The 17,944-nt window shown below is 54.6% G+C and carries 19 protein-coding genes; 17 read left to right on the forward strand and 2 right to left on the reverse strand.

Translation table 11 applies throughout. The features are described from left to right. The 12 genes from plsX to ptsG all read left to right on the forward strand — a co-directional run bounded on the left by plsX (position 1) and on the right by ptsG (position 11,451). Positions 1 to 1,041: a phosphate acyltransferase PlsX gene (plsX, locus tag AC6I8K_RS07440; protein ID WP_064740875.1), complete on the forward strand. Its 1,041-nt coding sequence runs from the start codon at positions 1 to 3 to the stop codon at positions 1,039 to 1,041. Beyond that, positions 1,042 to 1,995 carry a beta-ketoacyl-ACP synthase III gene (locus AC6I8K_RS07445; protein WP_064740876.1) on the forward strand — a complete coding sequence of 318 codons (954 nt, stop codon included), beginning with the start codon at positions 1,042 to 1,044 and terminating at the stop codon, positions 1,993 to 1,995. A gap of 16 nt (positions 1,996 to 2,011) precedes the next feature. After that, complete coding sequence (gene fabD, locus AC6I8K_RS07450) at positions 2,012 to 2,944, forward strand: ACP S-malonyltransferase (RefSeq protein ID WP_064740877.1); 933 nt, start codon at positions 2,012 to 2,014, stop codon at positions 2,942 to 2,944. Positions 2,945 to 2,954: 10 nt separating this feature from the next. Further along, positions 2,955 to 3,689: a 3-oxoacyl-ACP reductase FabG gene (fabG, locus tag AC6I8K_RS07455; RefSeq protein WP_007885776.1), complete on the forward strand. Its 735-nt coding sequence runs from the start codon at positions 2,955 to 2,957 to the stop codon at positions 3,687 to 3,689. A 153-nt stretch (positions 3,690 to 3,842) separates the two neighbouring features. Then, positions 3,843 to 4,079 (forward strand): acyl carrier protein, encoded by a 237-nt coding sequence (gene acpP, locus AC6I8K_RS07460; RefSeq protein ID WP_064740878.1) that lies wholly within the window; start codon positions 3,843 to 3,845, stop codon positions 4,077 to 4,079. A gap of 86 nt (positions 4,080 to 4,165) precedes the next feature. Next, positions 4,166 to 5,407 (forward strand): beta-ketoacyl-ACP synthase II, encoded by a 1,242-nt coding sequence (gene fabF, locus AC6I8K_RS07465; protein WP_064740879.1) that lies wholly within the window; start codon positions 4,166 to 4,168, stop codon positions 5,405 to 5,407. 75 nt (positions 5,408 to 5,482) lie between these two features. Further along, positions 5,483 to 6,295 (forward strand): aminodeoxychorismate lyase, encoded by an 813-nt coding sequence (gene pabC / locus AC6I8K_RS07470; RefSeq protein ID WP_497826462.1) that lies wholly within the window; start codon positions 5,483 to 5,485, stop codon positions 6,293 to 6,295. Then, a complete protein-coding gene (gene mltG / locus AC6I8K_RS07475) occupies positions 6,292 to 7,311 on the forward strand; it encodes an endolytic transglycosylase MltG (RefSeq protein ID WP_064740881.1) in 1,020 nt (339 codons plus the stop codon). Before pabC ends, mltG begins: the two co-directional genes overlap by 4 nt. After that, entirely contained in the window at positions 7,301 to 7,936 is a 636-nt protein-coding gene (gene tmk, locus AC6I8K_RS07480; RefSeq protein WP_497826463.1) for a dTMP kinase, read from the forward strand. The genes mltG and tmk overlap by 11 nt, the downstream gene beginning before the upstream one ends. After that, positions 7,933 to 8,922, forward strand: a complete 990-nt coding sequence (holB, locus tag AC6I8K_RS07485) for a DNA polymerase III subunit delta' (RefSeq protein WP_064740883.1) — start codon at positions 7,933 to 7,935, stop codon at positions 8,920 to 8,922. Before tmk ends, holB begins: the two co-directional genes overlap by 4 nt. Positions 8,923 to 8,940: 18 nt before the next feature. Further along, a complete protein-coding gene (locus tag AC6I8K_RS07490; RefSeq protein WP_497826464.1) occupies positions 8,941 to 9,732 on the forward strand; it encodes a metal-dependent hydrolase in 792 nt (263 codons plus the stop codon). A 285-nt stretch (positions 9,733 to 10,017) separates the two neighbouring features. Then, a complete protein-coding gene (gene ptsG, locus AC6I8K_RS07495; RefSeq protein ID WP_064740885.1) occupies positions 10,018 to 11,451 on the forward strand; it encodes a PTS glucose transporter subunit IIBC in 1,434 nt (477 codons plus the stop codon). Between the two features lie 180 nt (positions 11,452 to 11,631). Here ptsG and bglB read toward each other — a convergent pair whose 3' ends face one another. After that, a complete protein-coding gene (gene bglB, locus AC6I8K_RS07500; RefSeq protein ID WP_483817184.1) occupies positions 11,632 to 12,771 on the reverse strand; it encodes a beta-galactosidase BglB in 1,140 nt (379 codons plus the stop codon). Then, complete coding sequence (locus tag AC6I8K_RS07505; RefSeq protein WP_483817185.1) at positions 12,768 to 14,372, reverse strand: MFS transporter; 1,605 nt, start codon at positions 14,370 to 14,372, stop codon at positions 12,768 to 12,770. The genes bglB and AC6I8K_RS07505 overlap by 4 nt, the downstream gene beginning before the upstream one ends. Positions 14,373 to 14,727: 355 nt before the next feature. Between AC6I8K_RS07505 and hinT the strand changes: the two genes are divergently transcribed. From hinT to nagZ, 5 genes are read left to right on the forward strand one after another with little or no spacing between them, the layout of a single operon-like run. Next, complete coding sequence (gene hinT / locus AC6I8K_RS07510) at positions 14,728 to 15,078, forward strand: purine nucleoside phosphoramidase (protein ID WP_483817186.1); 351 nt, start codon at positions 14,728 to 14,730, stop codon at positions 15,076 to 15,078. A gap of 17 nt (positions 15,079 to 15,095) precedes the next feature. Beyond that, positions 15,096 to 15,461: a YcfL family putative periplasmic lipoprotein gene (locus AC6I8K_RS07515; protein ID WP_064740889.1), complete on the forward strand. Its 366-nt coding sequence runs from the start codon at positions 15,096 to 15,098 to the stop codon at positions 15,459 to 15,461. Positions 15,462 to 15,471: 10 nt separating this feature from the next. Further along, positions 15,472 to 16,068, forward strand: coding sequence for a penicillin-binding protein activator LpoB (lpoB, locus tag AC6I8K_RS07520; protein ID WP_497826465.1), 597 nt, complete (start codon positions 15,472 to 15,474; stop codon positions 16,066 to 16,068). Positions 16,069 to 16,084: 16 nt separating this feature from the next. Further along, positions 16,085 to 16,870 carry a thiamine kinase gene (gene thiK / locus AC6I8K_RS07525; RefSeq protein ID WP_483817877.1) on the forward strand — a complete coding sequence of 262 codons (786 nt, stop codon included), beginning with the start codon at positions 16,085 to 16,087 and terminating at the stop codon, positions 16,868 to 16,870. Between the two features lie 15 nt (positions 16,871 to 16,885). Then, entirely contained in the window at positions 16,886 to 17,929 is a 1,044-nt protein-coding gene (gene nagZ, locus AC6I8K_RS07530) for a beta-N-acetylhexosaminidase (RefSeq protein WP_497826466.1), read from the forward strand. Positions 17,930 to 17,944 lie beyond the last annotated feature (15 nt).

Genomic DNA, 17,944 nt, shown 5'->3' on the forward strand with positions numbered 1-17,944 from the left:
TTGACACGTTTGACCCTGGCAGTTGATGCCATGGGCGGGGACTTCGGTCCTTGCGTGACAGTGCCTGCAGCCTTGCAGGCACTGGCCTCTCATTCGGAGCTGGTTCTTCTTCTGGTCGGTGATCCCGACATCATCTCGTCATTTCTTGCCAAAGCGGATTCCTCGTTACAGAGGCGTGTGCAGGTTATTCCTGCCGAATCGGTTATTGCAAGTGATGCCAAACCTTCTCAGGCGATTCGTAACAGCCGCGGCAGTTCAATGCGTGTGGCGTTAGAATTGGTCAAAGAAGGGAAAGCGCAAGCCTGTGTCAGCGCGGGAAATACCGGCGCACTGATGGGCCTGGCGAAAATGTTGCTCAAGCCGCTGGATGGCATTGAGCGTCCGGCGTTGATGACGGTATTGCCGCATCAGCAGCAGGGTAAAACGGTGGTGCTGGATCTCGGCGCTAACGTCGAATCCGATAGCGCGATGCTGGTGCAGTTTGCGATCATGGGCGCAGTGATGGCCGAAGAAGTGCTGGAGATCGCTCAACCGCGTGTTGCGCTGCTGAATATTGGTCAGGAAGAGACCAAAGGGTTGGAAACAATCCGCGCCGCATCTGCTGTGCTGCGAGCATCACCGCAAATCAACTATATTGGATATCTTGAGGGGAACGATCTCCTCACCGGCAAGACGGATGTGCTGGTTTGTGATGGCTTCGTCGGTAACGTCACGCTAAAAACCATGGAAGGCGTGGTAAGAATGTTCCTTTCTTTGCTCAAATCGTCAGAGGAAGGAAAAAAACGGGCATGGTGGTTAAAATTGCTGGGACGCTGGATTCAAAAGCGTCTGGCAAAGCGTTTCGGCCACCTCAACCCCGACCAGTACAATGGCGCTTGTCTGTTAGGATTGCGCGGAACAGTGATCAAAAGCCACGGTGCGGCGAATCAACGCGCGTTTACCGTGGCGATAGAGCAGGCAGAGCAGACGGTGCGAAAGCAAGTCCCCCAGAGGATTGCGGCGCGCCTTGACACTGTATTAGCCAGGAGTGACAAAGCGTAGATGTTTACCAAAATTATCGGTACCGGCAGTTATTTGCCTGAGCAGGTTCGCTCCAATGCGGATCTGGAAAAAATGGTTGAAACGACGGACGAGTGGATTGTTACTCGTACCGGCATCCGCGAGCGTCGTATTGCAGCACCGGAAGAAACCGTTGCGACCATGGGCTTCACGGCCGCACAGCGCGCGCTGGATATGGCGGGTGTGAATGCGAGCGACGTTGGCCTGATTATTGTGGCGACTACCTCTTCCAGTCACGCCTTCCCAAGTTCAGCGTGCATGATCCAGCAAATGCTGGAGATTAACGATTGCGCTGCCTTCGATTTGGCCGCTGCCTGTGCGGGATTCACCTATGCACTGAGCGTTGCCGATCAATACATCAAAAATGGTGTGGTGAAGCATGCGCTGGTGATCGGTGCTGACGTGCTGGCGCGAACGCTTGATCCTAACGATCGTGGCACCATCATTCTGTTCGGAGATGGCGCCGGTGCTGTGGTGCTGAGCCAGAGCGAAGAGCCAGGCATTCTTTCTACCCATCTGCACGCCGACGGACGTTACAGCAAATTGCTGACGCTGCCGTATCAGGATCGTGCCCACCAGGATGAACCTGCATACCTGACGATGGCGGGCAATGAAGTCTTCAAAGTGGCCGTGACTGAACTCGCGCACATTGTTGATGAAACCCTGCAAGCCAATAATCTTGATCGTGAAATGCTCGACTGGCTGGTGCCGCATCAGGCGAATCTGCGCATTATTAGCGCAACCGCCAAAAAGCTCGGCATGGGCATGGAGAAAGTTGTGGTTACGCTGGATCGTCACGGTAATACGTCTGCCGCGTCAGTGCCAAGTGCACTGGACGAAGCGGTGCGTGATGGCCGTATCAAGCCGGGACAACTGATTCTGCTGGAAGCCTTTGGTGGTGGTTTCACCTGGGGTTCTGCGCTGGTTCGCTTTTGATTGACAGGAACGAAAGATGACGCAATTTGCTTATGTTTTCCCAGGACAGGGATCGCAGACCGTCGGCATGTTAGCCGATTTGGCTGCTGAAAACCCGCAGGTTGAAGCTACTTTTCGTGAAGCTTCTGATGCGCTGGGTTATGACTTATGGCAGTTGGTCCAGCAGGGACCGGCTGAAGAACTGAATAAAACCTGGCAGACGCAGCCTGCGTTGCTGGCAGCTTCAGTGGCTATCTATCGCGTATTGCAAAGCAAAAATGCGGTAAAACCAACGTTGATGGCAGGTCACAGCCTGGGTGAATACTCAGCGCTGGTTTGTGCCGGCGTGTTGAATTTTGCTGATGCCATTAAATTGGTTGAGCTGCGCGGTAAGCTGATGCAGGAAGCCGTACCGGAAGGTACCGGCGCCATGCAGGCCATTATTGGCCTGGATGATGCTTCAATCCGTAAAGCTTGCGAAGAGAGTGCACAAGGTCAGGTGGTTTCACCGGTTAACTTCAACTCGCCGGGTCAGGTGGTTATCGCTGGCAATAAAGAAGCGGTTGAGCGTGCAGGGGCGGCATGTAAGGCTGCCGGTGCCAAACGTGCACTGCCACTGCCGGTCAGCGTGCCATCGCACTGTGCGTTGATGAAGCCCGCAGCCGATAAACTGGCTGTTGCGCTTGAAGCCATCACCTTCAGTGCACCGGTGGTGCCCGTGGTAAATAACGTCGACGTGAAGTGTGAAACTGAAGGTGCTGCGATTCGTAGCGCGCTGGTGCGTCAGCTCTATAGCCCAGTACGTTGGACCGAATCGGTCGAGTTTATTGCTGCGCAGGGCGTTGAGCAGCTGTTGGAGGTCGGTCCAGGGAAAGTCCTGACCGGTCTGACCAAACGAATTGTGGATAGCCTGAGTGCTGCTGCCGTGAACGATTCTGCTTCACTGAGCGCGGCGCTTACACAGGAATAAGAGGAAAAACATGAGCTTTGAAGGTAAAGTAGCGCTGGTTACCGGTGCAAGCCGCGGTATCGGTCGCGCCATTGCGGAAACGCTGGCTGCGCGCGGTGCGAAAGTGGTGGGTACCGCCACCAGTGCAAGCGGTGCGGAAGCAATCAGTGCTTACCTCGGCGACAAGGGCAAAGGCCTGCTGCTGAACGTTACTGATGCAGCCTCAATTGAGAGCGTCCTCGAACAAGTTCGCGCCGAATTTGGCGAAGTGGACATTTTAGTCAATAATGCAGGCATTACGCGTGACAATCTGTTGATGCGCATGAAAGATGATGAGTGGGCGGATATCCTGGATACCAACCTGACATCTGTCTTCCGTCTTTCCAAGGCGGTTATGCGTGCCATGATGAAAAAACGCGTAGGCCGTATCATTACCATCGGTTCTGTAGTTGGGACCATGGGTAACGCGGGCCAGGCAAACTATGCGGCAGCAAAAGCAGGTTTGATTGGCTTTAGCAAATCACTGGCGCGAGAAATTGCGTCACGTGGCATTACTGTAAACGTCGTGGCTCCGGGCTTTATTGAGACGGACATGACGCGTGCACTGAACGAAGATCAACGTTCCGGTATTTTGGCAGAAGTTCCTGCAGGTCGTTTAGGTGACCCGCAGGAGATTGCCAATGCTGTTGCATTCTTAGCCTCTGACGAAGCAGCCTACATCACGGGTGAGACGCTTCATGTCAATGGCGGCATGTACATGGTCTGATAATCACGAAAACATTTGCTTTATCTGCGGTAAACACCGCAGAATAACGCAAAATCGTGGTTCGACCAGCCGGGATTTTGTTGCATCTTTTTCAACATTTTATACACTACGAAAACCATCGCGAAAGCGAGTTTTGATAGGAAATTAAATAGTATGAGCGATATCGAACAACGCGTTAAGAAAATCGTAGCTGAGCAGCTGGGTGTTAAAGAAGACGAAGTGATTAACACTGCTTCTTTCGTTGAAGACCTTGGTGCAGATTCTCTTGACACCGTTGAGCTGGTAATGGCTCTGGAAGAAGAGTTTGATACCGAAATTCCAGACGAAGAAGCTGAGAAAATCACTACCGTTCAGGCAGCGATCGACTACATCAATAGCCATAAAGGCTAATGAATATCTTCAGGCGGTCACCTCGACCGCCTGAGTTTTATGTTTGCCCCACATAGCGTTATTTTTTCCCTCCCTGGAGGACGTGCGTGTCTAAGCGTCGTGTAGTTGTGACTGGTCTTGGCATGTTGTCTCCTGTCGGCAATACCGTAGAGTCTACCTGGAGTGCTCTCCTTGCCGGTCAGAGCGGCATTAGCCTGATCGACCATTTTGATACTAGTGCCTACGCAACGCGATTTGCGGGCTTAGTAAGAGGTTTTAATTGCGATGATTTCATCTCGCGCAAAGATCAGCGCAAGATGGATGACTTCATCCAATACGGCATCGTTGCTGGTATTCAGGCTATGGCAGACTCAGGTCTGGTCGTAACCGATGAGAATGCTGGTCGCATTGGTGCGGCAATCGGTTCTGGCATTGGCGGCCTGGGTTTAATCGAAGATAACCACAGCTCGCTAGTCAACGGTGGACCGCGCAAAATCAGCCCATTCTTCGTGCCTTCTACCATCGTAAACATGGTTGCAGGTCACCTCACCATCATGTACGGCCTGAAAGGTCCTAGCATCTCTATCGCAACTGCCTGTACGTCTGGTGTGCATAACATTGGTCATGCGGCACGTATCATTGCGTATAACGATGCAGATGTGATGTTGGCCGGTGGTGCGGAGAAAGCCAGTACGCCGTTAGGTGTAGGCGGTTTTGGTGCTGCTCGTGCGCTCTCCACGCGGAATGACAATCCTCAGGCGGCAAGCCGTCCGTGGGATAAAGATCGTGACGGTTTCGTGTTGGGTGATGGTGCTGGCATTATCGTACTGGAAGAGTACGAACACGCTAAGAAACGTGGTGCGAAGATTTATGCTGAGATCATTGGTTTCGGTATGAGCAGCGATGCCTATCACATGACATCACCTCCGGAAGACGGCTCAGGTGCAGCAGCAGCGATGATCAACGCGCTGCGTGACGCACAGCTGAACGCTGACCAGATTGGCTACGTCAACGCGCACGGCACCTCGACGCCAGCCGGTGACAAAGCGGAAGCGCAGGCGGTTAAATCGGTGTTTGGTGCTGCGGCTCACAGTGTGATGGTCAGCTCTACCAAGTCGATGACCGGCCACCTGCTGGGCGCTGCGGGTGCGGTAGAAGCGATTTATTCGATTCTGGCGCTGCGCGACCAGGCGATTCCACCGACCATCAACCTCGACAATCCTGACGAAGGTTGCGATCTGGACTTCGTGCCGCATACGGCGCGCCAGGTCAGCGGACTGGAGTACACCTTGTGTAACTCCTTTGGATTTGGCGGCACGAACGGCTCGCTGATCTTCCGCAAGGTATAATCGCTCCTCAGCCATACAGAGGCCCGCAATGCGGGCCTTTTTTATATTTCTACCGCGGTATTCAAGGTGGCCAATATGTGGATAAACGGCATACAGCAAACCGAGCTTTCAGCACGCGATCGCGCGGTGCAATTTGGTGATGGCTGCTTTACTACCGCCGCGGTGATTAACGGCAATGTTGTTATGCTGGAAGCGCATCTGCAGCGTCTCAAGGATAGCTGCGCCCGGTTGATAATGGATGCGCCTGATTTGCTGCAACTCTCAGCAGAAATGCGCCAGGCCGCTGCGGGACAAGCGCAGGCGGTATTGAAAGTTATTTTAACGCCGGGCGCAGGTGGACGCGGTTACAGCCGCGCTGGTTGCCACTCACCAACCCGCATTATCGCGCGCGCTCCGTGGCCCCAGCATTACGCTACGCTGCAACAGCAGGGCGCAGTGCTCCACACCAGCCCAATACGTCTGGCGCGCAACCCGTTGCTGGCCGGAGTGAAGCACCTGAATCGGCTTGAGCAGGTTATGATTCGCCAGCATCTTGACCAGACAGGCGGCGACGAAGCGCTGGTGCTTGACACTGGCGGGACGGTGGTGGAATGCTGTGCGGCCAATTTATTCTGGCGCAAAGGCAGCAACGTCTATACGCCGAATCTTGAACAGGCTGGCGTGGATGGGATTATGCGTCGTTATCTGATGGCGCAGATGGCCGCGAATGGCCAGACTTGTCAGCTTATTGATGGCAACAGGGACGAGGTGTTGAACGCCGATGAAGTGGTGATTTGTAACGCCCTGATGCCGGTTTTACCCGTGCGACAAATTGACGACGTATCGTTTATCGCACGTTCGCTGTATCAGCAACTGCGCGCCAGTTGCCCGACGATGGAAGTATCATGACTCGAATGAAAAAAATTCTCGCAGGCGCCGTGGTGGTCGCAGGACTTGCCGCCGCCTTTAGCTATTGGCAGATTGAACGTTTAGCCGATACGCCGTTAACACTGCAGCAGGAAACCATTTATACCTTGCCCGCGGGCAGCGGTCGCGTAGTGCTGGAAGCGCAACTGGAAAGCCAGCACATCATTCCTCAAAGCATCTGGTTTGGGCCGTTGCTGAAACTGGAGCCGGAACTGGCACGTTTTAAGGCGGGTACCTATCGCCTGGAAACCGGCATGACGGTGCGACAGCTACTGCAACTGCTGGCAAGCGGTAAAGAAGCACAATTCCCGGTGCGTTTCATTGAAGGTTCCCGGTTTACCGAGTGGTTAGCAGAACTGCGTAAAGCGCCATACCTGAAACACACGCTAACCGACGATCAATTTGCCACCGTCGCCGCTGCGCTCAAACTTGATGTGAGCCAGCTTGAAGGGAGCTTCTACCCAGATACCTATCTTTACACCGCCAATACCAGTGATGTGGCGCTGCTGGAACGTGCGCACACGCGTATGAACAAGCTGGTTGATGAGATTTGGCAGGGGCGCATGGACAATCTGCCTTACAAGAAAGAGCAGGATCTGGTTACCATGGCGTCGATCATTGAGAAAGAGACCGGAGTGAGTGAAGAGCGCGCGCGCGTAGCGTCGGTGTTTATCAACCGTCTGCGTACCGGTATGAAATTGCAAACCGATCCCACGGTGATTTACGGTATGGGCGACAGCTATACCGGCACGTTAACGCGTAAAAATCTGGAAACGCCAACCGACTACAACACCTACACCATTAGCGGTTTGCCACCGGGACCGATTGCGATGCCGGGCCGTGCTTCCCTTGAAGCAGCTGCACATCCGGAGAAGACCAATTACCTCTATTTTGTCGCAGATGGCAAAGGTGGGCACACCTTTACCACCAATCTGGCCAGTCACAACAAAGCGGTGCAGGTTTACAGGCTGGCAATGAAGGAAAAAAATGAAAAGTAAGTTTATCGTCATTGAAGGCCTGGAAGGTGCAGGTAAAACCACCGCGCGCGATGCGCTGGTTACCGTACTGCATGAACACGGTATTAATGATGTCGTCTTTACGCGCGAGCCGGGCGGCACGCCGCTGGCAGAACAGCTGCGGGTGTTGGTCAAACAGGGCATTGATGGCGAACAGGTGACGGATAAAGCCGAGCTGCTGATGTTGTACGCAGCACGCGTACAGCTGGTCGAGAACGTAATTAAACCTGCGCTGGCACGCGGGGCTTGGGTGATAGGCGATCGTCACGATCTCTCTTCACAAGCCTATCAGGGGGGCGGCCGTGGCCTGGACGCGCAGCTGATGACCACGCTGCGCGATGCGGTGCTGGGCGATTTCCGCCCCGATCTCACACTCTATCTCGACGTGACGCCAGAAATTGGTCTGCAACGAGCGCGCGCGCGCGGCGAGTTGGACCGTATCGAGCAGGAATCGTTGCGTTTCTTTGAGCGCACGCGTGAACGCTATCTGGCCTTAGCCGCTAAGGATTCCTCCATCCTTACCATTGATGCGACGCAGAATATCGAAAACGTGACATCGTCACTTCAAAGCGCATTGCGTAACTGGCTGGCAGGCCAATCCGCATGAATTGGTATCCGTGGCTGAATCAGCCTTATCGACAGATCATTGCGCGCCATCAAAGCGGTCAGGCGCATCACGCGTTGCTGGTGCAGGCCATCGAAGGCATGGGTGATGATGCGCTGATCTGGGGCGTCAGCCGTTGGCTGATGTGTTTGCAGCCGGAAGGGTTGAAAAGCTGCGGTCATTGCCACGGCTGCCAGTTAATGCAGGCGCACACACACCCGGATTGGTATCGCCTGGAAGCCGACAAGGGTAAATCTTCACTGGGTATTGATGCGGTGCGTGATGTCACTGAAAAGCTGTATCACTTTGCCCAGCAGGGCGGCGCAAAGATCGTATGGCTGCCCGATGCCGCACAGCTTACGGAAGCTGCCGCCAATGCGTTACTGAAAACGCTGGAAGAGCCACCGGCAAATTGCTGGTTCTTCCTCAGCGTGCGTGAACCTTCACGCCTGCTGGCAACGCTGCGCAGTCGCTGCATGACGTGGCATCTGTCACCGCCGGAAGAGGCACATAGCCTGCAGTGGTTGCAGAAACAGCAGCCGCAGCCGGAAGAAAAACTGCGCGCCGCCCTGCGTTTAAGTAATGGCGCACCTGCAGCCGCCTTGACGCTGTTACAGCCCGAGCGCTGGCAGGCGCGTGAAACGCTGTGTGAAACGCTGATCAAAGCGCTTAACGGCGATATCCTGCAGCTGTTACCGGCGCTGAACAGCGACGATGTTGCTGAACGTCTCAGCTGGCTGATTTCGCTGCTGGTAGATGCGATGAAAGTGCAGCAGGGGGCGAGTCAGTGGCTGAGCAATGGCGATCGTCCGGATGTGGTCACGCAATTGGCACAGCAGATGAATAGCGGTGCGCTGAATAGCAGCGCGCAGCAGTGGATGAAATGCCGCGAACAGTTACTGCATGTGGCCGCGCTCAACCGAGAGTTAATATTGACCGATCGTTTACTCGCCTGGAGCCGTTTATTGGCTCCAGCCACGGTCGGCTAAGCGAAATAAGAGATAACTATGTTTATTGTCGATTCACACTGCCATCTTGATGGCCTCGATTATGAAAAGCACCATCGCGATCTGGATGATGTCATCGCTAAAGCGGCGGCGCGCGATGTGAAGTTTATGCTGGCGATTGCCACCACCTTGCCGGATTACTACAAAATTAAACAGTTGGTGGGCGATTGTGAAAACGTTGCGCTGGCGTGTGGCGTGCACCCGTTGAATCAGGAAGCGCCGTATGACGTTGAAGAGTTTCGCCGCCTGGCTGCCGAAGATCGCGTGGTAGCACTGGGTGAAACCGGACTGGATTACTTCTATCAGCAGGAAACCAAGGCGCAGCAACAAGCCTCGTTTCGTGAGCACATCCGTACCGGCATCGCGCTAAATAAACCGATCATTGTGCACACGCGTGATGCACGGGAAGACACGCTGGCGATTCTGCGTGAAGAGCAAGTGGAGAAGTGCGGCGGCGTGTTGCACTGCTTCACCGAAGATAAAGAAACCGCCGCTAAGCTGCTTGATCTCGGTTTTTATATCTCCTTCTCCGGCATTCTGACGTTCCGCAATGCCGAGCAGATCCGCGAGGCGGCGCGCTATGTGCCGCTTGATCGCATGCTGGTGGAAACCGATTCGCCCTATCTGGCGCCGGTACCGCACCGTGGTAAAGAGAATCAACCGGCCTTTACGCGTGACGTTGCCGATTATATGGCGGTAGTAAAGGGCGTTGATATCGAAACGTTGGCCGCTGCCACCACGGAAAACTTCTCCCGCCTGTTCCACATCCCGATGAGTCGTCTCGGCGGTTAACCGCTTTATTTCAAATGCTGTAATTAATCAGAAAACATTCAACTGTACTGTGCCTGAAAGGGCGCAGGCAGTGTTTTATTGTTTTTTATTAGCGCAAGTCAGTAAGAAATGACTGAAAGCAAAGCCCCATCCTTAACGAAATGTGATGGCCGTCAATTTAACAATTAGCGATTTATTTTACTCTTCGTAATAAATCAAAAGACGCTTAGCGTCACCCCGGCGAAGGATCCTCCCCCTAAGCCATGCGCATTGCGCAAAAAATTGCACTCATACTCAGGAGTTTCTATGTTCAAGAACGCATTTGCGAACCTGCAGAAAGTAGGTAAATCGCTGATGTTGCCGGTATCGGTTCTGCCGATTGCCGGTATTTTGTTAGGTGTTGGTTCAGCAAACTTCAGCTGGCTGCCGGAAGTGGTTTCCCACGTTATGGCCGAAGCGGGTGGTTCGGTGTTTGCCAATATGCCGCTGATCTTTGCGATTGGTGTGGCTCTCGGCTTTACCAATAACGACGGCGTTTCCGCGCTGGCGGCCGTGGTTGCTTACGGCATTATGGTGAAAACCATGGCAGTGGTCGCACCGCTGGTGCTGCACATCTCCGCTGCGGAAATCGAAGCGAAGCATCTGGCTGATACCGGCGTACTGGGCGGCATCATCGCAGGTTCCATCGCGGCGTATATGTTCAACCGCTTCTACCGCATTAAACTGCCTGAGTATCTCGGCTTCTTTGCCGGCAAACGCTTTGTGCCGATCATTTCCGGTCTGGCCGCGATTTTCACCGGTGTCGTGCTGTCATTCATCTGGCCGCCAATCGGTACGGCGATTCAGGAATTTTCGCAGTGGGCAGCCTATCAAAATCCGGTTGTGGCTTTTGGACTTTACGGCCTGATTGAGCGCTCGCTGGTGCCGTTTGGTCTTCACCACATCTGGAACGTTCCTTTCCAGATGCAGATTGGTGAATTCACTAATGCCGCAGGTCAGGTGTTCCACGGCGATATTCCACGTTACATGGCGGGCGACCCAACTGCAGGCAAACTCTCTGGCGGCTTCCTGTTCAAAATGTATGGTCTGCCAGCAGCAGCGATTGCCATTTGGCACACGGCAAAACCAGAAAACCGCGCCAAAGTGGGCGGCATCATGATCTCAGCCGCGTTGACTTCATTCCTGACCGGTATCACCGAGCCGATCGAATTCGCTTTCATGTTCGTGGCACCGATTCTGTATGTGATCCACGCGATTCTTGCAGGTCTGGCCTTCCCAATCTGTATTCTGCTTGGCATGCGTGATGGCACCAGCTTCTCACACGGTCTGATCGACTTTATCGTGCTGAGTGGTAACAGCAGCAAAATCTGGCTGTTCCCGATTGTGGGCATCATTTACGGCCTGATTTACTACAGCGTATTCCGTTTCCTGATTGTGAAACTGAACCTGAAAACACCTGGCCGTGAGGACACTGCGATGGAGCAGAGCAGCGCAACTGGCAGTGAAATGGCAGGCAAATTGGTTACCGCGTTTGGTGGTAAAGAGAACATCACTAATCTTGATGCCTGTATTACCCGTCTGCGTGTGAGCGTGGCGGATGTCGGTAAGGTTGATCAGGCGGAACTGAAAAGCCTTGGCGCACGTGGCGTGGTGGTGGCAGGTTCCGGTGTTCAGGCGATTTTCGGCACTAAATCCGATAACCTGAAAACCGAAATGGATGACTATATCCGCAGTATGTAACCTAAGTTGGCGGGCAGAGCCGGTGCGATGACGCGGCGTCAGATCGTAAAGACGCCATAAACCATCCCTGGGGCTCGCCCCAAGCCATCCCTGGCTTGGGATGCTTTCCTCCTCTGCCGCCGCTTCAACGCACTTTAATTTCGGTGCGTAAAAATGCCCTCATATGAGGGCATTTTTTATTTATAAATAAACGCGCAAATATTCCGTTAAACACAGTAGCGCCATTGCCTGGCCATACGGCATCGAGGTAAGCGGTATCTGGCGGTAATACTCCAGATCGCTGCCCATTGCCGTGCCGAACGACACTTGTTTCAACTCTCCATCCTCATCGATATTGCCGACCACACCCCGCAGTGCGCGCTCTGCAACGGGTAAATACTCAGCCGGAAGATAACGTTTCCGTACGGCTTTTAGAATGCCGTAGGCGAACCCGGCGGTCGCGGAGGCTTCTGGGTAGCTGTTGGGATCGTCGAGCAGGGTATGCCATAATCCGCTGCTGTGCTGACAGGCACGCAACGCCTTTACCTGGCTCTCCAGCACCTGCTGCAGAAAACGACGCGTGGCGTGATGTTCCGGCCAATTCATCATTTCAAGGAAGTCAGGAATGACGATGGTGACCCAGCTGTTGCCGCGCGCCCAACGTGCGTTAGCAAAATTGTGCCGCCCCTCAAACGTCCAGCCGTGGAACCACAGGCCGGTTTGGCGATCCATCAAATATTGGGTATGAATCAGGAACTGATAGCTGGCTTCTTCGACAAATTCCGGGCGATCCAGCAGTTGCCCAATCTTCGCCAGCGCCATCACGCTCATCATTAACGTGTCGTCCCACAGCTGCTGGGTGTTCTCGTTGTTGTAAACGATGTGCTGCAATCCACCTTGTTCGGTGCGCGGCATATCATACATTACCCATTCTGCCCAACGCTCCAGCACCGGTCGCCACGCTGCATTTCGCGTCTCTTCATAGCGATAAGCCAGTGTCAGGAATGGACAGACGGTATTGACGTTCTTGGTCGGGGTGCCTTCCTCCAGCCGCGTACTGAACCAATCATCAATAATCTTCAGCGTCGCCTGATCGCCGGTCTGTTGATAATAATGCAGCATGCCGTACAAACCGATGCCGTGCGTCCACTCCCAACCGGCCCAGCCTTTGGTATCGATCACGCGACCATCATCGAGACGCAGTAAAAACTCACCGCTATGATCGGTAATGTTTACCAGATTCTGCGTTAGCCGTTGAATGAGCTGTACCAGTTCGGTGCGTGGCAACAGATATTCCGGCTGGCGCAATAACGCGCTGTGCTTTACAGGAAATACAGTCATGGTTCATTCCTATCGTTAATCAGGGTAGAGAGAGAAGGTAAAGATTTTGGTTGAGCCGGCAGCGGCGGCGCTGCCGCTTTGTGGCGGTTGAGATAACCGACGTTGTTGTTGCCCCACAGATTTTCATACGGCATGCCCGCCAGCATTTCGACGATGCCCCGCGCCTGCGGCGTAATGCGTTCTGGCACCACGCGCCCGGCTTCGCGCATCTTCAACGTCTCTTCGCGCAATACGGTGTGGGTTTGCAGGTTGAGTTTGAAGCGCAGTGAAATAATGAAGCCGCAGGCCAGCACACAAAGGGTACCGACGCTCAGAATCGCCAGAATGGTATGGCCGACAGCAGGCACCTGCGTGGCCTGGCCGGAAGAGAATCCAGCCAGCTGCAATACGATGCCGACGAACATCACCGCACCCGCTTGCGAGGCTTTGCGCGTCAGCGTCATGATGCCGGCGAAAATACCTTCGCGGCGCTGACCGGTAATCACTTCATCGACATCAGCGATATAGGTGTAAGTATTCCACGGCACATAGTTGATGCCGCCGCGACCCAGACCTGCGAGGCCAGAAATCAGTACCAGTAAGGCAAAGTTGTCGTTCATGCCGGTGTACCACAATCCGGCGTAGGAGAGGGCGCTAAGACCAAACAGTACCACCACCATACGGTACGCGGGCGCAGGTCCAAGGCGAATACACAGCGGAATCATCGCCATCACCGCAATAAACTGCATCACCGCCATGGTGCCCATCAAGCTGGAGGCGATTTGCGCACTTTGCATCAGCACAAAGACCACATACCAGGTGAACACCGCGTTGAACACGTCCTGCGCGATATAGCCGCCGAGATACATACCAAGATGCTGGCGGAAAATACGAATACGCAGCGTTGAGGCCAACTCGGTGTAGAGGCGTTTCAGGCTTTGCAGCAAGGTCAGCTGTGATTTCTCCTGCTCTGCGCGGCGCGATTCGGCGGAGAAATCATCCGGATCGCGTTCCCAGGTAAACAGCCAGACCAGCGTTAATACCAGCGCACAAATCACGGAGAACACCAGGCTGGCATAGAAGAAGGAGATGGGATTTTCTTTGCCAAACCAACCAATCAGTACGCCCGGCAGGAACGCCGCCAGAATGGCCGACAGCTGCGCCAGCCCAATACGCGCGCCGGAGAAACGGGTTTTCTGTTTGAAATCATCGGTCATCTCCGGCACCAGCGTTTCGTAAGGCACCAGAATCATGGTGTAGACGATGTCGAACAGCAGATAGGTCAGCAGATACCACCAGAAACTCATGTCGCCAACCCACATCAGGCTGTAGCTGAACACACATGGGATGCCGAGCAGGATAAAGAACTTGCGACGACCAAAGCGCTTGCCGAGCCAGGTCGAGCCAAAGTTATCGGTCAGGAAGCCCATTAGCGGGCTTACCACCGCGTCCAGCACGCGGGCGGCGGCGAAAATGAAGGTGGCCTGTATCGGCGAGAGCCCACAAAAAGTGGTGTAAAAGTAGAGCAGCCAGGCGGCAGTTAACGCCGTGGTGCCTGCACCGAGGAAATCCCCGGACCCATAGGCGAGATAATGGCCCAGGCCAATCTTACGAGAGCGCATGGCAGGTTCTCCTTGAATAAGTCGGTAAACACATCCCTCATTACTCCGTACAACTTGCTCGGATTGGATTGAAAGTAGAGCGGCTTAAGCCGGCAAACCTTCGTTATTTCGCAATGACTCGCAGGTGAGTGGCAAAATTACAAAGAAAATGCTGTGATATCTCTAATTTATAAAACAGCGTTTCATTTTTGTGGTTAATGAAGTGTTAGAAATGCGAGGTCCAGCACACTGAGGTTCAGGTGAGAAATCGGCTTAAAGGCAGCCATTTAATGAAGGAAATGTGGTCCTGAGGTTGAAAGAAATGGAATTCCTCACGCATACTGCCTGACTGAACTCAGGCTTAAGGAAATGCACCATGGCTGAAGAAACCATTTTCAGTAAAATCATCCGTCGCGAGATTCCCGCCGACGTGGTTTATCAGGACGAACTGGTCACCGCCTTCCGTGATATCGCGCCCAAAGCGCCCACCCATATTCTGATCATCCCCAATGTATTGATTGCAACAACCAACGATGTGCAGGCCGCGCACGAGCAGGCGCTGGGCCGCATGATCACCGTGGCAGCCCAAATTGCCCGTGATGAAGGCATCGCCGAAGACGGTTATCGCCTGATCATGAACTGTAACAGTCACGGCGGTCAGGAGGTTTATCACATCCACATGCATTTGGTCGGCGGTCAGCCGCTGGGCCCAATGCTGGCCATCTAACTCAGGCGGACAACGTGATGCGTCAATGGCTGAGTGGCTTGCTGTTGCTAACCCTTGCGGGTTGCAGCAGTGATAAGCCGATGATTAATACTTCACAGTCGCTGGTAATGGAATCGGCGGTGTTATCCGCGGGTATTATTACTGATGATCCTAAGTTGACCGAAGAAGATGGTCAGCAGCGTGCCATGAGCGTGTTGTACAACCAGCGTGAAACGCCGGTGAAAGTACACTATCGTTTCTACTGGTACGACGATAAAGGATTGGAAATTACGCCGGAAGAGCCAGCGCAGATCCAAATCGTACCGGCGCATGGTAGCGTAGAAGTGGCTTCACAAATGGGCAATCCGACCGCCAGTAAGGTGCGTCTCTATCTTTATCTTTAAGGAGTAAGCTGTGATTCGCAGTATTAAACGTTCGGGCGCGCTGCTGTTTGCGCTAATGCTCACCGGTTGTGTTGTGCAACAACAGACGCCGGCACCGGTAGAACCCACGCAGCCGACCACGCCTACTCAGCCGGTAGAGCCGCCAACGCAGCCAGTGCCGCCGCCGCAAACCGTGCCGCAGCCACCGAAGCTAAAAACCATTAACTGGGACGCCAGCATACAACCGTTGGTGGGTAAAATGGTGCAATCTTCAGGCGTGAATCCGGGCAGCGTGTTGCTGGTGGATCGCATTAAGAACAGCACTAACGGCGCGTTGCAAACTGACAAAGCCACCGACGCGATCCAGAATGCGCTGGCCAATAACGGCAAGTTCACGCTGATCACGCCAGAGCAGTTGGCGCAGGCCAAGCAGACGTTGGGCTTATCGCCAGATGACAGCCTTAATTCGCGCAGTAAAGCGATTGGTCTGGCACGCAACGTCAACGCGCAGTATGTGCTGTACAGCAATGCGAAGGGCGATGTGAAAGCGCCGACGCTGCAAATGCAGCTGATGCTGGTGCAGACCGGTGAAATCATCTGGTCAGGAAACGGTGTTGCTCAACCCTGATCCCCAGCTGCAAAAAATGATTCAGCAACAATGGCCGACGGCGCAAGCTGCCGGTCATTTTTTCGCGCTGCCGGGACTGAGCGGGCAAAGCGTGCGCGTGCAGACGTCGCAGGGCGAGTTGCTGGCGCGACGTGCGCCGCCGCAGGTGATTCCGTTTGTTGATCGCCAGCGCGAATACCGCGTGTTGCAGCGGCTGAGGCACGCGGAGTTGGGGCCGCAGCCGCTGGCGTGGCGCGATCCCTGGCTACTACAAAGTTGGCTATCGGGCGAGGTGCTCACGCCCGCGCAGTTTAACGCGCAGCGAGAGGCGATTTTGCTGCTGCTGCAGCGTCTGCACCAACAGCCGTTAACCGGCTATCGTTTACGCTTAGCGCCGCTGCTGCAGCGCTATTGGCAGCTTTGCCATCAGCGTCATTGGCGCTGGCAGCGTCGTCTGCAGCGCTTATTACAGCAGGGCGAACCGCAGCCATTGCGCCTTGCGCCACTGCATATGGACGTGCATGCCGGTAACCTGATTGCTACGCCTGCCGGATTACGCCTGATCGACTGGGAATATGCCGCCGACGGCGACGTGGCGCTGGAACTGGCGGCGGTGTGTGCAGTTGATGGTGATACGCGATCGGCGTGGATTAGCGGTTATGCCGCACAGGCCCATCTGGACGAGCAAGCGCTGGCGCGCCAGATGCAGCGCTGGCAGCCGTGGCTGCAATTGTTGATGGCCAGTTGGTATCAGCTGCGTGCCGAGCAGAGCCAGGATGACACATTACTACAGCTGGCGCAGGCCAGCTGGCACGATCTTTAACCTAGGATTTTAAACATGACCATGAACACGCCTGGACCGCTGATGCTCGACGTCGAAAGCTATGAGCTGGACGCCGAAGAGCGCGAAATTCTGCAGCATCCGCTGGTGGGCGGGCTGATTTTGTTTACCCGCAACTTCCACGATGTCGAGCAGTTGGCAGAGCTGGTGCGCCAGATTCGCGCTGCTTCGCGTCATCGTCTGGTGGTGGCGGTGGATCAGGAAGGCGGCCGCGTACAGCGTTTCCGCGACGGCTTCACGCAGCTGCCGGCCATGCAATCTTTCGCCGCGCTACACGATCTCAACGTTGCGGGTGAACTGGCGCAGCAGGCGGGTTGGCAAATGGCGGCAGAGATGATCGCCATGGACATCGACATCAGTTTCGCGCCAGTGCTGGATATTGGTCACATCAGTGCGGCCATTGGGGATCGTTCGTTCCATGAAGATCCGTCCATCGCGCTGCAGGTCGCGCGTCGTTTTATCAACGGCATGCATGAAGCGGGCATGAAAACCACCGGTAAACATTTCCCAGGTCACGGCGCGGTCAGCGCGGATTCGCATAAAGAGACGCCGCGCGACCCTCGCGATGCCGCGACGCTGCGTCAGCATGACATGGCGATCTTTAAGCAGTTGATTGACGAGCAGCTACTCGATGCGGTGATGCCGGCGCACGTTATCTATACTGAGGTGGACCCGTTGCCCGCCAGTGGTTCGCCGTACTGGCTGCAAACCGTGTTGCGTAAAGAGCTCGGCTTCAACGGCGTGATTTTCTCTGATGACTTATCAATGGAAGGCGCGGCGGTGATGGGCAGCTACGCCGAACGCGCACAGCAGTCGCTGAATGCCGGTTGCGATATGATCCTGGTGTGCAATCAGCGCGCGGGCGCGGTGAGCGTGCTGGATAACTTGACGCCGATCGAGGCAGAGCGCGTTACACAGTTATACCATCAAGGCCGTTTAACCCGTCAAAGCCTGTTGGCAAGCGATCGCTGGCGGCAAAATCAGCGTCAGTTAAGCGCGTTACAAGAGCGCTGGCTGGCGCACAAAGTCTCGGGCAGATAAGCGTCGCTGCCCGGA

The organism is Pantoea sp. X-Soil-ISGK-421 (assembly GCF_059730785.1).

What these genes read in the sequence shown, in the direction of transcription:
- AC6I8K_RS07445 (WP_064740876.1), top strand. Translation starts at nt 1,042, where the DNA reads ATGTTTACCAAAATTATCGGTACCGGCAGTTATTTGCCTGAGCAGGTT.
- fabD (WP_064740877.1), top strand. Translation starts at nt 2,012, where the DNA reads ATGACGCAATTTGCTTATGTTTTCCCAGGACAGGGATCGCAGACCGTC.
- fabG (WP_007885776.1), top strand. Translation starts at nt 2,955, where the DNA reads ATGAGCTTTGAAGGTAAAGTAGCGCTGGTTACCGGTGCAAGCCGCGGT.
- acpP (WP_064740878.1), top strand. Translation starts at nt 3,843, where the DNA reads ATGAGCGATATCGAACAACGCGTTAAGAAAATCGTAGCTGAGCAGCTG.
- pabC (WP_497826462.1), top strand. Translation starts at nt 5,483, where the DNA reads ATGTGGATAAACGGCATACAGCAAACCGAGCTTTCAGCACGCGATCGC.
- mltG (WP_064740881.1), top strand. Translation starts at nt 6,292, where the DNA reads ATGACTCGAATGAAAAAAATTCTCGCAGGCGCCGTGGTGGTCGCAGGA.
- tmk (WP_497826463.1), top strand. Translation starts at nt 7,301, where the DNA reads ATGAAAAGTAAGTTTATCGTCATTGAAGGCCTGGAAGGTGCAGGTAAA.
- holB (WP_064740883.1), top strand. Translation starts at nt 7,933, where the DNA reads ATGAATTGGTATCCGTGGCTGAATCAGCCTTATCGACAGATCATTGCG.
- AC6I8K_RS07490 (WP_497826464.1), top strand. Translation starts at nt 8,941, where the DNA reads ATGTTTATTGTCGATTCACACTGCCATCTTGATGGCCTCGATTATGAA.
- ptsG (WP_064740885.1), top strand. Translation starts at nt 10,018, where the DNA reads ATGTTCAAGAACGCATTTGCGAACCTGCAGAAAGTAGGTAAATCGCTG.
- bglB (WP_483817184.1), bottom strand. Translation starts at nt 12,771, where the DNA reads ATGACTGTATTTCCTGTAAAGCACAGCGCGTTATTGCGCCAGCCGGAA.
- AC6I8K_RS07505 (WP_483817185.1), bottom strand. Translation starts at nt 14,372, where the DNA reads ATGCGCTCTCGTAAGATTGGCCTGGGCCATTATCTCGCCTATGGGTCC.
- hinT (WP_483817186.1), top strand. Translation starts at nt 14,728, where the DNA reads ATGGCTGAAGAAACCATTTTCAGTAAAATCATCCGTCGCGAGATTCCC.
- AC6I8K_RS07515 (WP_064740889.1), top strand. Translation starts at nt 15,096, where the DNA reads ATGCGTCAATGGCTGAGTGGCTTGCTGTTGCTAACCCTTGCGGGTTGC.
- thiK (WP_483817877.1), top strand. Translation starts at nt 16,085, where the DNA reads ATGATTCAGCAACAATGGCCGACGGCGCAAGCTGCCGGTCATTTTTTC.
- nagZ (WP_497826466.1), top strand. Translation starts at nt 16,886, where the DNA reads ATGACCATGAACACGCCTGGACCGCTGATGCTCGACGTCGAAAGCTAT.